The organism is Pseudomonas sp. JL2, assembly GCF_031570495.1.
Taxonomy (GTDB): domain Bacteria; phylum Pseudomonadota; class Gammaproteobacteria; order Pseudomonadales; family Pseudomonadaceae; genus Aquipseudomonas; species Aquipseudomonas rhizophila.
Map to the genome: position 1 here is coordinate 1 of NZ_JAKUDH010000027.1, position 12,570 is coordinate 12,570.

The 12,570-nt window shown below is 58.5% G+C and carries 12 protein-coding genes; 10 read left to right on the forward strand and 2 right to left on the reverse strand.

All coding sequences use genetic code 11. The features are described 5' to 3' along the window. Positions 1-140 precede the first annotated feature (140 nt). Positions 141-1,361, reverse strand: coding sequence for a CaiB/BaiF CoA-transferase family protein (locus MKS85_RS25130; RefSeq protein WP_139048755.1), 1,221 nt, complete (start codon positions 1,359-1,361; stop codon positions 141-143). 13 nt (positions 1,362-1,374) lie between these two features. Next, the gene (locus MKS85_RS25135; RefSeq protein ID WP_025216186.1) at positions 1,375-2,556 is read right to left on the reverse strand and encodes an acyl-CoA dehydrogenase; all 1,182 of its coding nucleotides are present in this window, start codon (positions 2,554-2,556) and stop codon (positions 1,375-1,377) included. A 157-nt stretch (positions 2,557-2,713) separates the two neighbouring features. On the opposite strand from MKS85_RS25135, the gene MKS85_RS25140 reads away from it, so the two are divergent. The 10 genes from MKS85_RS25140 (at position 2,714) to MKS85_RS25185 (ending at position 12,535) form a co-directional block, all read left to right on the forward strand. Next, positions 2,714-3,610, forward strand: coding sequence for a LysR family transcriptional regulator (locus MKS85_RS25140; protein WP_076386503.1), 897 nt, complete (start codon positions 2,714-2,716; stop codon positions 3,608-3,610). Between the two features lie 434 nt (positions 3,611-4,044). After that, positions 4,045-5,166 carry a Re/Si-specific NAD(P)(+) transhydrogenase subunit alpha gene (locus tag MKS85_RS25145; protein WP_310663157.1) on the forward strand — a complete coding sequence of 374 codons (1,122 nt, stop codon included), beginning with the start codon at positions 4,045-4,047 and terminating at the stop codon, positions 5,164-5,166. Positions 5,167-5,181: 15 nt separating this feature from the next. Continuing rightward, the gene (locus MKS85_RS25150; RefSeq protein ID WP_003187010.1) at positions 5,182-5,505 is read left to right on the forward strand and encodes an NAD(P) transhydrogenase subunit alpha; all 324 of its coding nucleotides are present in this window, start codon (positions 5,182-5,184) and stop codon (positions 5,503-5,505) included. Beyond that, positions 5,505-6,941, forward strand: a complete 1,437-nt coding sequence (locus MKS85_RS25155; RefSeq protein WP_047230081.1) for an NAD(P)(+) transhydrogenase (Re/Si-specific) subunit beta — start codon at positions 5,505-5,507, stop codon at positions 6,939-6,941. Before MKS85_RS25150 ends, MKS85_RS25155 begins: the two co-directional genes overlap by 1 nt. A 198-nt stretch (positions 6,942-7,139) precedes the next feature. After that, entirely contained in the window at positions 7,140-8,633 is a 1,494-nt protein-coding gene (locus tag MKS85_RS25160; protein WP_139048753.1) for an acetyl-CoA hydrolase/transferase family protein, read from the forward strand. A 318-nt stretch (positions 8,634-8,951) separates the two neighbouring features. Beyond that, positions 8,952-9,167, forward strand: coding sequence for a DUF1127 domain-containing protein (locus MKS85_RS25165; RefSeq protein ID WP_047230079.1), 216 nt, complete (start codon positions 8,952-8,954; stop codon positions 9,165-9,167). A 328-nt stretch (positions 9,168-9,495) separates the two neighbouring features. Then, positions 9,496-9,813, forward strand: coding sequence for a DUF2388 domain-containing protein (locus MKS85_RS25170; RefSeq protein WP_139048752.1), 318 nt, complete (start codon positions 9,496-9,498; stop codon positions 9,811-9,813). A 108-nt stretch (positions 9,814-9,921) separates the two neighbouring features. Further along, on the forward strand, positions 9,922-10,230 hold the full coding sequence (locus MKS85_RS25175; RefSeq protein ID WP_047230077.1) for a DUF2388 domain-containing protein: 309 nt from the start codon (positions 9,922-9,924) through the stop codon (positions 10,228-10,230). 26 nt (positions 10,231-10,256) lie between these two features. Next, positions 10,257-10,577, forward strand: a complete 321-nt coding sequence (locus MKS85_RS25180) for a DUF2388 domain-containing protein (RefSeq protein ID WP_047230076.1) — start codon at positions 10,257-10,259, stop codon at positions 10,575-10,577. Continuing rightward, positions 10,574-12,535, forward strand: coding sequence for a DUF4105 domain-containing protein (locus MKS85_RS25185; protein ID WP_076383121.1), 1,962 nt, complete (start codon positions 10,574-10,576; stop codon positions 12,533-12,535). Before MKS85_RS25180 ends, MKS85_RS25185 begins: the two co-directional genes overlap by 4 nt. Positions 12,536-12,570: the final 35 nt, after the last annotated feature.

A 12,570-nucleotide genomic window follows, 5' to 3' on the forward strand; every position in this document is an offset into this window, starting at 1 on the left:
ACTGCGCCGGAAGTGGGGCGAATTATAGACGTCCAGAATTTGCCGTCAACACTTAATTTCGTTTTTCTATCAATAAGTTGCAGGGCATTCGAAAAAGCCACCGTGCCCCTCAAAAAGCCTCTTCTATATAGCAGAGAGAATCAGAGCACCCCAGCCTCTCTCAACCCCGTCACCATCGCCTCATCCAACCCCAATACTCGCTGCAGGACATCCCGCGTGTGCTCCCCTAATAAAGGAGGCGCATTGCGATATTCCACCGGGGTCGCGGACAGCCGGATCGGGTTGGCAACCTGCGGCACTTTACCCGCCAGTGCATGAGGCAACTCCATCGCCAGCCCACGCGCCTGGACCTGAGGATCAGCAAACACCTGGGACAAATCGTTGATCGGCCCACAGGGGACACCAGCCTGCTCCAACTGAGCGACCCATTCGGCAGTGGTCTTGAATACCGTCGCCTGGCGAATCAAAGGTATCAATACTGCACGGTTCGCCACCCGCAACTTGTTTGTCGCAAAACGAGGGTCATCAGCCCACTGCGGCTGACCCGCGACCTCGGCGAACTTTCGGAACTGACCGTCATTGCCCACCGTAAGGATGAAGTCACCGTCCGCCGTAGGAAAATCCTGATAAGGCACTATGTTCGGATGAGCGTTCCCCAACCGCTTCGGCGCGTTACCCGTAGTCAGATAATTCATCGCCTGGTTCGCCAGGCAAGCCACTTGAACGTCCAGCAAGGCCATGTCGATATGCTGCCCGCCGCCGGCATGATCGCGGTGAGCCAACGCTGCCAGGATGGCCACGGCCGAATAGACACCGGTCAGGATATCCGTCAGCGCCACCCCTACCTTCACCGGGCCCGCCCCCGCATCACCTTCAGGCCGGCCGGTGAGACTCATCAAGCCCCCCAACCCCTGGATCATGAAGTCATATCCGGCGCGCTTGGCGTAAGGACCGGTTTGACCAAACCCGGTAATCGAGCAATAGATCAGTTGTGGGTTGATCTCCTTCAGCGAGTCGTAGTCCAGGCCATAGGCCGCCAGCCCACCTACCTTGAAGTTCTCAATCAGAATGTCGGACTTGGCCGCCAACTCCCGCACCAACCTTTGCCCCTCGGGGTGCGTGAAATCGATGGTCACCGATTGCTTGTTGCGATTGGCCGACAAGTAATAGGCCGCCTCGGTCGTATTCTCGCCAGACGCATCCTTCAGGAACGGCGGCCCCCAGGCGCGCGTATCGTCACCACCACCCGGCCGCTCGACCTTGATGACCTCAGCTCCCAGGTCCGCCAGGATCTGACCAGCCCACGGGCCGGCCAGCACCCTCGATAAATCCAGTACCCGCAGATGCGAAAGCGCGCCCATGCCGTTCCCCCTATTAATAGAACGCCTGGATACCGGTTTGCGCACGCCCCAGGATCAGTGCATGAACGTCATGAGTACCTTCGTAAGTGTTCACCACTTCCAGGTTCACGAGATGGCGAGCGATGCCGAACTCATCGGAGATGCCATTGCCGCCCAGCATGTCCCGCGCCATGCGAGCAATATCCAGGGACTTGCCGCAGGAGTTGCGCTTCATGATCGATGTGATTTCAACAGCGGCCGTACCCTCATCCTTCATACGCCCCAGACGCAGGCATCCTTGTAGGGCAAGGGTGATTTCAGTCTGCATGTCGGCCAGCTTTTTCTGGATCAACTGAGTGGCAGCCAAAGGACGACCAAACTGCTGCCGATCCAGGGTGTACTGGCGGGCGGTGTGCCAGCAGAATTCGGCGGCACCCAAGGCCCCCCAGGAGATGCCATAGCGAGCCGAGTTCAGACAGGTAAAAGGCCCTTTCAGCCCACGCACATCCGGAAAGATGTTTTCTTCTGGAACGAAGACGTTATCCATGACGATCTCGCCAGTGATCGAAGCGCGCAGACCGACCTTGCCGTGAATCGCCGGTGCACTCAGGCCTTTCCAGCCTTTCTCGAGAACAAAGCCGCGGATATCACCGGCGTCATCCTTACCCCAGACGACAAATACATCGGCAATCGGGCTGTTGGTGATCCACATCTTGCTACCCGTCAGGCTGTAGCCGCCTTCCACTTTACGCGCACGGGTAATCATCGCTCCCGGGTCGGAACCGTGGTTCGGCTCTGTCAGACCAAAGCAGCCGATCCACTCGCCGGAAGCCAGCTTCGGCAGGTACTTCTGCTTTTGAGCTTCGGTACCGAACTCATTGATCGGCACCATGACCAACGAGGACTGCACGCTCATCATCGAGCGATAACCTGAATCAACGCGTTCCACTTCACGAGCGATCAAGCCATAGCTGACGTAGTTCAAGCCGCTGCCGCCGTACTGTTCAGGAATGGTTGCGCCCAACAAGCCGACCTCACCCATCTCACGAAAAATCGCCGGGTCGGTTTTTTCATGACGGAACGCTTCCAACACCCGCGGCGCGAGCTTCTGTTGGGCGAACTGCTCGGCAGTGTCGCGAATCATGCGTTCTTCTTCGGTGAGTTGCTGGTCCAACAACAATGGATCAATCCAGTTGAAACTCGCTTTACCGGCCATGAAAGAATCCTCGCCAATCAGATTAAAAATCGTGGATTGATCCTAGGCGCGCTTTCCTATCAGAGCAAACGAGGATTACGCACGCTCTTGTGCTAATTTCTCACTCCGTAAACGCCCTGAACCCCGTTTACGATCCTGACGAGTGAGGTTGATGTACATGCGCAGAAAAATCCCCAGCACCGCCGCCCTGGTCAGCTTCGAGGCCGCCGCACGTCATGAGAGCTTCACCAAGGCCGCACAGGAGCTTTCCCTCACACAGGGTGCTATTTGTCGACAGATCGCCAGCCTGGAGGACTTCCTCGGTGTGGAGTTGTTCCGACGCTCACGGCGGGGAGTCAAACTGACAGAGGCCGGACTCTCCTACAGCCGCCGCGTTGCCACTCAACTGGACGCCGTGGAGCGCGATACTCTTTCAGTGATGGGGCATACCGGCGCCAACGTGATAGAGCTGGCAGTGGTTCCGACGTTTGGTACTCAATGGCTGCTACCGCGCCTCAAGGACTTCCAACAGCAGCATCCAGAAGTCACGGTCAATCTGACCAATCGCACGCGGCCGTTTCTCTTTGCGGATACGGATTTTGACGCAGCCATTTATTTCGGCGATGCGGACTGGTCCGGTACCGAATCCCACAAGCTGATGGGAGAAAACCCGATGCCCGTGTGCAGCCCTACCTTACTGGGCAACCGGAACAGCCTGACACCGCAAGCCATCGCCGAACTGCCCCTACTTCAGCAAACCACCCGCCCGTATGCGTGGCGCCAGTGGTTCAACGCTCAAAACCTCAATATCGCGCGAGACCTGACAGGCCCGCGTTATGAACTATTCTCCATGCTTGCCCAAGCGGCGATGCATGACATGGGAATCGCCTTGATTCCACCTTTTTTGATACAGCGCGAGCTGGCCGAGAAACGATTGGTCGTTGCCAATCGAAATGCCTTGTCGAGCATCAAGGCCTACTACCTGATGATCCCCGAACGAAAGGTCGAATCGGCCTCTCTGAGGGCTTTTCGCGATTGGCTGGTTAATCAAGCTAGTAGCTACAGCCTTGATTAACAAGGAAAAAATCTATATCCGACTCCGGTAGTAAGCTAATCAAAAGCGCTACAGATATAAATTTATGTCGCATACAGTCAATCTGTTACGAAATCAGTATCGTAGTCTCATAACCGTTCAAATACGTGGCTTTGAGCCACGTTACGCAGCTCATCAGGGTTCATTCACGTCGCCAATGGAAAAATCGTCAAATTTGGCCTGAAACCCTGGAAAGCCCAGCCTACAAGGGATATATGCCGATCGTTGCGACATTCGGTCACAGGGTGACTTGTAGTTAATTTTCCGTCACCCGTCATAATCCCTTGAAGGGCTGAATTTTCGCCTGCAAAATGCCGCGCCCCGCCTGATTCGGCGGGATCGTGCTGATCGGCCGCCCCAGCCGCACCATCCGAAGTGCCTGGGTTTACTCAATAAGATCACGCAGGAGATTTGACGTGCACATTGGTGTTCCTCTCGAAACCCAGACGGGTGAAACGCGGGTTGCTGCAACCCCGGAAACCATCAAGAAGCTGATCGGCCAAGGCCATAAGGTCACTGTTCAAAGCGGCGCCGGCACCAAGGCCAGCGTTATCGACAGTGCCTATGAAGCAGCGGGCGCCACCATTGGCAGCGCCAGTGATGCTTTCGGGGCCGAACTGATTCTCAAGGTGGTCGCCCCCAGCGACAGCGAACTGACGCTGATCAAGAGCGGTACCGTTCTGGTGGGCATGCTCAATCCGTTCAATAACGAAACCATTGCCAAGCTGGCCGAACGCGGCATTACTGCTTTCGCCCTTGAGGCCGCGCCACGTACCTCCCGCGCCCAGAGCCTGGATGTGCTGTCGTCTCAAGCGAACATTGCCGGCTACAAGGCCTTGCTGCTGGCCGCCCACCATTACCCACGCTTCATGCCGATGCTGATGACCGCCGCGGGTACCGTGAAAGCGGCGCGGGTGCTGATTCTCGGTGCTGGCGTGGCTGGGTTGCAGGCGATTGCCACGGCCAAGCGCCTGGGTGCGGTGATCGAGGCGTCGGACGTGCGTCCGGCAGTGAAGGAACAAATCGAATCCCTCGGCGCCAAGTTCGTCGATGTACCTTACGAAACCGACGAAGAGCGTGAATGCGCCGTCGGCGTTGGCGGCTACGCCCGACCCATGCCCGCCAGCTGGATGCAGCGCCAGGCCCAGGCCGTGCACGAGCGCGCCAAGCAGGCTGACATCGTCATCACCACCGCATTGATTCCGGGCCGCAAGGCACCGACTTTGCTCAGTGCCGAAACCGTCGCACAGATGAAACCCGGCTCGGTGGTCATTGACCTCGCGGCAGCCCAGGGCGGTAACTGCCCGCTGACCGTGGCCGATCAGGTGGTGATCGAAAATGGCGTGACCATTTGCGGTCCGACCAACCTGGCCGGCGAAGTCGCGGCAGACGCTTCGGCGCTGTACGCCCGTAACCTGCTGGACTTCCTGAAGCTGGTCTTCACCAAGGAAGGTCAGTTCGACGTGAACCTGGAAGACGACATCGTCGCCGCGTGCCTGATGTGCCGCGACGGCCAAGTCATCCGCAAAAACGCCTAAGCAGGGATTCAGACAATGGAAGAGCTTATCTCCCCCGGTATCTACAACCTGATCATCTTTGTGCTGGCGATTTATGTCGGTTACCACGTGGTCTGGAACGTAACGCCCGCGCTGCACACACCGCTGATGGCGGTGACCAATGCCATTTCGGCCATTGTGATCGTCGGCGCCATGCTTGCCGCCGCACTGACCGTGACCCCGCTGGGCAAGACCATGGGCACCCTCGCCGTGGCCCTGGCCGCAGTGAACGTGTTCGGCGGCTTCCTGGTGACGCGCCGCATGCTTGAGATGTTCAAGAAAAAAGCCCCGAAAGCCGTAAAAGAAGAGGCGCCCAAGTAATGAGCATGAACCTGGTAACGACGCTCTACCTGATCGCGTCGATCTGCTTCATCCAGGCCCTCAAAGGCCTGTCGCACCCCACTACATCTCGCCGAGGCAACCTGTTCGGCATGCTCGGCATGGCGCTGGCGGTGCTCACTACCGTGGGTCTCATCTATAAGTTGGGCGCCGAGCTGGCTACCGCAGGCATCGGCTATGTGATCGTCGGTCTGCTGGTCGGCGGCACTGCCGGGTCAATCATGGCCAAGCGCGTCGAGATGACCAAGATGCCCGAGCTGGTGGCGTTCATGCACAGCATGATCGGCCTGGCCGCGGTATTTATCGCCATCGCCGCCGTGGTCGAGCCGCAGTCCCTGGGCATCGTCAAGCAACTAGGGGATTCAATTCCGGCCGGTAACCGTCTGGAGCTGTTCCTTGGGGCCGCCATCGGTGCAATCACCTTCTCCGGTTCGGTGATCGCCTTCGGCAAGCTGTCGGGCAAGTACAAGTTCCGCCTGTTCCAGGGCGCACCGGTACAGTTTGGCGGCCAGCACAAGCTCAACCTGATCCTGGGCCTGGCAACACTGGGTCTGGGCCTGATGTTCATGTTCACCGGCAACCTCGGGGCATTCGCCCTGATGCTGGCCCTGGCGTTTGTGTTGGGCGTGCTGATCATCATCCCGATCGGCGGTGCCGACATGCCGGTGGTGGTGTCGATGCTCAACAGCTATTCCGGCTGGGCTGCAGCGGGTATCGGCTTCTCGCTGAACAACTCGATGCTGATCATCGCTGGCTCCCTGGTGGGTTCCAGCGGTGCGATCCTCTCGTACATCATGTGCAAGGCGATGAACCGTTCGTTCTTCAACGTGCTGCTCGGCGGTTTCGGCAACACGGCGGATGCCGCTGGCCCGGCAGGCTCAAAAGAAGCCCGTCCGGTGAAATCCGGCTCGGCTGACGACGCCACCTTCCTGCTGACCAATGCCGATACCGTGATCATCGTGCCGGGCTATGGCCTGGCGGTGGCACGGGCGCAGCACGCGCTGAAAGAGCTGACCGAGAAGCTGACCCATCACGGCGTGACCGTCAAATACGCGATCCACCCAGTGGCCGGTCGTATGCCCGGGCACATGAACGTATTGCTGGCCGAGGCCGAAGTGCCTTACGACCAGGTGTTCGAGATGGAAGACATCAACTCCGAGTTCGGCCAGGCCGACGTGGTGCTGGTACTGGGTGCCAACGACGTGGTCAACCCGGCGGCGAAGAACGATCCGAAGTCGCCGATTGCCGGCATGCCGATCCTCGAAGCCTTCAAGGCCAAGACCATCATCGTCAACAAGCGCTCGATGGCCAGCGGTTACGCCGGCCTGGACAACGAGCTGTTCTACCTCGACAAGACCATGATGGTGTTCGGTGACGCCAAGAAGGTTATCGAAGACATGGTCAAAGCGGTGGAATAACGCTCACTGCTTCGCCACTAACGCCCCGACTTGTCGGGGCGTTTTGATTTGTATCAAGGCCGAACGTTACCGATCCGGTAATAATGTTTTGCCTGAAACGCCCGTAATAGACGCCTTAAATGCGACTTTTGTAGCGGGTCGGGCACGGCGCGAATTCACTAGACTGCGCATCCAGCTTCCAGCCCGAGATAACCACCCATGTACCGTGATCGCATCCGCCTGCCTTCGTTGTTGAACAAAGTGATGAGCGCTGCCGAAGCAGCCTTGCTGATTCAGGACGGCATGACCGTCGGCATGAGCGGTTTCACCCGCGCCGGAGAAGCGAAAGCAGTGCCCCACGCCCTGGCTGAGCGCGCCAAGGTCACGCCACTGAAAATCAGTCTTATGACCGGTGCGAGCCTGGGGAACGACCTCGACAAGGAACTCACCGAAGCCGGCGTACTCGCCCGGCGCATGCCATTCCAGGTCGACAGCACGTTGCGCAAGGCCATCAACGCTGGCGAGGTGATGTTCATCGACCAGCACCTGTCGGAAACCGTCGAGCAATTGCGTAACGCCCAGCTCAAGTTGCCGGACATTGCAGTGATCGAAGCCGTGGCCATTACCGAGCAAGGCCATATCGTGCCCACCACCTCGGTGGGCAACTCGGCCAGCTTCGCTATTTTCGCCAGGCAGGTCATTGTTGAAATCAACCTGGCCCACAACCCTGATCTGGAAGGGTTGCATGACATCTATATCCCGACCTATCGCCCGACCCGCACACCGATTCCCTTGGTGAAGGTCGACGACCGTATCGGCAGCACCGCCATCCCGATACCGCCGGAAAAAATCGCCGCCATTGTCATCACCAATCAGCCGGATTCGCCTTCGACAGTCATGCCGCCGGACAGCGACACCCAGGCCATTGCCGATCATTTGATCGGCTTCTTCAAACAGGAAGTCGCCGCCGGGCGCATGACCAATAAACTCGGTCCATTACAGGCCGGGATCGGCAACATCGCCAATGCCGTGATGTGCGGGCTGATCGACTCCCCATTCGAAGACTTGACCATGTATTCAGAGGTCCTGCAGGACTCTACATTCGACCTTATCGACGCCGGCAAACTGAGCTTCGCCTCTGGCAGCTCCATTACGCTGTCGGGCCGGCGCAATGCCGACGTATTCGGCAATCTGGAGAAGTACAAGGACAAGCTGGTCCTGCGCCCCCAGGAAATTTCCAACCACCCCGAGGTGGTACGCCGCCTGGGCATCATCGCCATCAATACGGCACTGGAGTTCGACCTCTACGGCAACGTCAACTCCACCCATGTCTGCGGCACGCGGATGATGAATGGGATAGGCGGCTCGGGGGACTTTGCGCGTAATGCGCATCTGGCGATTTTCGTCACCAAGTCGATCGCCAAGGGCGGCGCAATTTCCAGTGTCGTGCCAATGGTCAGCCATGTGGACCATACCGAGCACGATGTCGACATCCTGGTGACGGAGATCGGCCTGGCCGACCTGCGTGGCCTGGCGCCAAGGGAGCGGGCGCGGGTGGTCATCGACAATTGCGTGCATCCGGCCTATCGCCAGGCATTGAACGAGTATTTTGAAGCGGCGTGCGCCTTGGGCGGACATACACCGCACATCCTGCGCGATGCACTGAGTTGGCACCTGAATCTGGAAGAGACCGGGCAGATGCTGGCGGTTTAATACAGCTGGATCACCCGGGCAACAAATACAGTTTTCACTGGCCATCGCTTTCAACCCACAAACCACAAAAACTGTACTACTGTACCTGTGATTTCCTACAGCAAACTCCTACGCATCTCTGCTTTCACAGCAAAAATGCACATAAATAGTGCGCACAGGTACAGTTGCCTCAATATTGACCAGTACACCACTGTTTAACAGTTAACTGGTCTCTCACATTACAGGTGAACTGTATCTAGAGAGACTGGCCAAACGAGAGGATCATGGGCACCAGTTAAACCACTACCTAATCCCGCCATAAGCGGAAGGATGTCAACCATGGAACGTACACTCAGTTCCGAGCTGTTCTTCGAAGACAAAGCTGAAAAAAACCAGGCTTCCCTGCCTCTTCGCGTTATCGCTAACCTGATGTTGTGGCAGCGCCGCATCGCCAGCCGCCACCAACTGGCCCGTCTGGATGCACGCCTGCTGGCTGACGCCGGTATCAGCGAAGCACAACGCTACGAAGAGCTGAGCAAGCCGTTCTGGCGCTAACTCAGCGTCGCTGGCCCTGACCCATCGGGTCCACCGCCAGCACCGAATTAAACAAACAAGACCCGTCGCGGGAAACCGCGACGGGTCTTGTCGTTTCAGAGGCCTGGTTTTGCCAAAAACCACGCACCTGCACAGTTAAGAATAGCTAGAAAATAACCAGTACAGTTTTATCGAGCTGTTGTAGAAGCGTGGAAATTGCCAATGGCCAAGCTGTCATCCACCTCGTTCTGACCTAATATCGAAACGAACGTGGCGAAGCGGGTCGAGCATGCGTCTTCTCTTCCAGCTACACGCACCGGCACCACTTCATTATTCAAGGAGTTTCATCATGATCCGTCTTCGTCTGCTCAGCGCCGCCGCCCTGCTGGCCGTAGCCGCCCACTCCAATGCCAGTAGTTTTATCGTCACCACCGACTCCCTCGTGGGTGCGCTCAAGGCCACTTCCGACGCAACGTCCGATATCACTTCGTCGTTTCGCGACGACAAAATTGTCCTGGCCGCTCGTGACGATGCTGCCAGTTTCGTCGCCACTAACGGCGCCATCCGTGGTGTGAAACTGGAAAGCGCTCTGGATTACATCCGTCAGCAGGCACCGCAGTTGAACGCCTCCGACGCGCAGCTGGCCCAAGCCATCCTGGTGATCTGATTCCAGACATGAAACATCGGGACGCCAATGGTGTTCCGATGTTTCAGCGCTGGCTCTGGCGCAGTGGTTTGCGCTAGCCTTCGGACTCACCATCAACAGTCGAGTCCCATGCGTTTCTACTCAGATCTGTCCCTCGCTTTTTTCTTCAGCGCTTTATGCTGGTCCGTTCCGGCCCATGCTTTCGATGTCTCCACCCAGCAAGTCGTGATCAGCGGCTATGCCACGAGCATGGTGACCTCCGCGCCCTTCGACCATAAACTGATCGCCGCCGCCCACGATGATGCTGCGGCATTCGTTGCCAGCGATGGGCAGTTGAGAGGTGCGCAACTGGAGTCGGCCCTGGATTATCTACACCGGACCCAACCAAAACTTCACGTCAGCGACCTTGAACTGGCACAGGCAATTCTCGTCCAATAGTTATCTTTATTCTTCGGAGTCGTTCCATGCGTAGCCCGCTGATTGCTGCCACCCTAGGCCTGCTGGTGTTGGCCGATGTGGCCCAGGCACAAACCCTGGTAGCCACCAGTAACATCGTCGTTCGCGCCTCCCAGCGCACGATCGATTTCACCTCCGACACCACCACATCCATCCGTGACTCGAAAATCGTTCGTGAAGCCCATGACGATGCGGCCAGTTTCGTCGCCAGTAACGGGGAAATTCGTGGCGCTCACCTCGAGGCCGCCTTCGACACCTTGCGCACCCGCGTACCGGAAGCCCGCGACGCCAGTGACCAGGTTCTCGCCGAAGCCATCCTCGCATTGTGAGGCCGTTCGCCGTCTGGCTGACGGCCGGGGTCGTGCTGCTCTTGAGCAGCACCGCCCAGGCCGGCCTGCAACTGCACCTTAACGACGAAGGACTGACCCCGGCGCAACAGCAGGCCAGCCAGGCGCTGCTCGATGAAGCGATGCAGGCCCTGCCGCCGCGATTCATCGAACAGCTGGACCGACGCATCAATGTGGGCTGGACCGACCGGATGCCCGCCAACGCCTACGGCCAGGCCTCGCTGGTGTCGCAGTTGGACCTCAATCGCAACCTGCTCGACAGCCTCACCGACGGCAGTGCCGCCACGCAAAAGACCCATCGGCCCCACGGCACCGTGCGGCGGGAAATGCTCGCCACGGTCCTGCATGAACTGACCCACATTTATGATCGCTCGCGTTTATGGCCAAACGCCGAACGCGCGCTGATCCAACGCTGCACCCGACGCACCAGCAGCGCCGGGCTGATCGGCCTTCCCGATGAATGCCGGGGCCAGAACGACCGCCGCTTCACCCTCAGTGATGATCCCCGCTTGCTGGACCTCGCCGGCTGGCCGCAATACGTCGGCCGTCGTGGTGAACGGGAACAGCATAATCGCCAGGTCGCCCGCAGCCCGGACATCTACGAAACGAGCAGCCCCAAGGAGTTCGTCGCGGTCAACATGGAGTACTTTCTCCTGGACCCGAGTTATGCCTGCCGACGGCCAGCACTGTATCGCTATTATCAGGAACACTTTGGCTGGGCCCCCGCCGCCAAGAATACCTGCGCCCCGTCATTCGCGTTCCTCAACGCCGGCAACGACTTTGCCAAGACGCCACTGGGCAAGGTTGATCCAGAGCGGGTCTACGCCATCGATTACCTCTTGGCCGAAGCCAACCAGAACTGGGTCAGCCGCTGGGGCCACAGCATGCTGCGGCTGGTGATCTGCGCGCCGGACCGCCCCCGTGGGCCGGATTGCCGGCTGGATCTGGATCAACACCTGGTGCTGTCATACCGCGCCTTCGTGGGCGATGTGCAGCTGTCGAGCTGGGATGGCCTGGTGGGCAAATACCCGTCGCGCCTGTTCGTACTGCCGCTGGCCCAGGTCATCGATGAATACACCAAGACCGAACTGCGCAGCCTGGCCTCGGTGCCGCTGAACCTGACACGGTCCGAGATCGAGGAAACGGTTGAACACGCCGCCGAAATGCACTGGAGCTATGACGGCAACTATTACTTCCTGTCCAACAATTGCGCGGTGGAAAGCCTGAAATTGCTGCGCAGCGGCAGCAACAATGCGCAGCTCAAGGGGTTGGACAGCATCATGCCCAACGGTTTGCTGGAAGTGCTCAAGGGGCGAGGTCTGGCGGATACCAGCGTGCTCGATGATCCCAAGGAGGCCTTGCGCCTGGGTTACCGCTTCGACTCTTTCCGCGAGCGGTACCAGGCCATGTTCGAGGTGTTGAAGAAACACTTGCCGATCAAGCAACAAAACGTGGAAGACTGGCTGGCCCTGAGCGCCGCAGAACGCCGGCCATGGTTTGAACGGGCCGACCTGCGCACCAGCGCGGCGTTACTCCTGCTGGAACAGGCCAGCTATCGCCGACAACTGTTATTGGCCCAGGATGAGGTCAAGCAGCGCTACCTCGGTGCCCGTGAATTACAGAACGGCGGCATGGAAAGGGCCAACGCGACACTGCAGCAGATCCTCGCCAACAGCGGTTTCCTGAGCCGCCCCGCCGAGTTGCTGGGCAGCAGCGGTTACGGGCTACCGCAGCCCAGCGAATGGCAGCGACTGGAATCCGAAAGCAGCTTGCGTCAGAAACAGCTTCAAACACTGACAGGGGATTTGGATAAGGAAGTCAGGGCCTTGCTTGAGCCAAGCCGCGCGGCAGAAATCAGTGCCAGTGAGGCTAACGTCAAAGAGATAGGCGAGCATTTGCGTAAGCTGCACAAGGCGGGTGGCGGGTTGGAGTTGCCTTGAAGCCAAAAAGGGGTTCAGAACTCGGTTCTGAACCC

What these genes read in the sequence shown, in the direction of transcription:
- MKS85_RS25180 (WP_047230076.1), top strand. Translation starts at nt 10,257, where the DNA reads ATGCGTAGCCCGCTGATTGCTGCCACCCTAGGCCTGCTGGTGTTGGCC.
- MKS85_RS25165 (WP_047230079.1), top strand. Translation starts at nt 8,952, where the DNA reads ATGGAACGTACACTCAGTTCCGAGCTGTTCTTCGAAGACAAAGCTGAA.
- MKS85_RS25135 (WP_025216186.1), bottom strand. Translation starts at nt 2,556, where the DNA reads ATGGCCGGTAAAGCGAGTTTCAACTGGATTGATCCATTGTTGTTGGAC.
- MKS85_RS25160 (WP_139048753.1), top strand. Translation starts at nt 7,140, where the DNA reads ATGTACCGTGATCGCATCCGCCTGCCTTCGTTGTTGAACAAAGTGATG.
- MKS85_RS25150 (WP_003187010.1), top strand. Translation starts at nt 5,182, where the DNA reads ATGGAAGAGCTTATCTCCCCCGGTATCTACAACCTGATCATCTTTGTG.
- MKS85_RS25130 (WP_139048755.1), bottom strand. Translation starts at nt 1,361, where the DNA reads ATGGGCGCGCTTTCGCATCTGCGGGTACTGGATTTATCGAGGGTGCTG.
- MKS85_RS25155 (WP_047230081.1), top strand. Translation starts at nt 5,505, where the DNA reads ATGAGCATGAACCTGGTAACGACGCTCTACCTGATCGCGTCGATCTGC.
- MKS85_RS25170 (WP_139048752.1), top strand. Translation starts at nt 9,496, where the DNA reads ATGATCCGTCTTCGTCTGCTCAGCGCCGCCGCCCTGCTGGCCGTAGCC.
- MKS85_RS25140 (WP_076386503.1), top strand. Translation starts at nt 2,714, where the DNA reads ATGCGCAGAAAAATCCCCAGCACCGCCGCCCTGGTCAGCTTCGAGGCC.
- MKS85_RS25175 (WP_047230077.1), top strand. Translation starts at nt 9,922, where the DNA reads ATGCGTTTCTACTCAGATCTGTCCCTCGCTTTTTTCTTCAGCGCTTTA.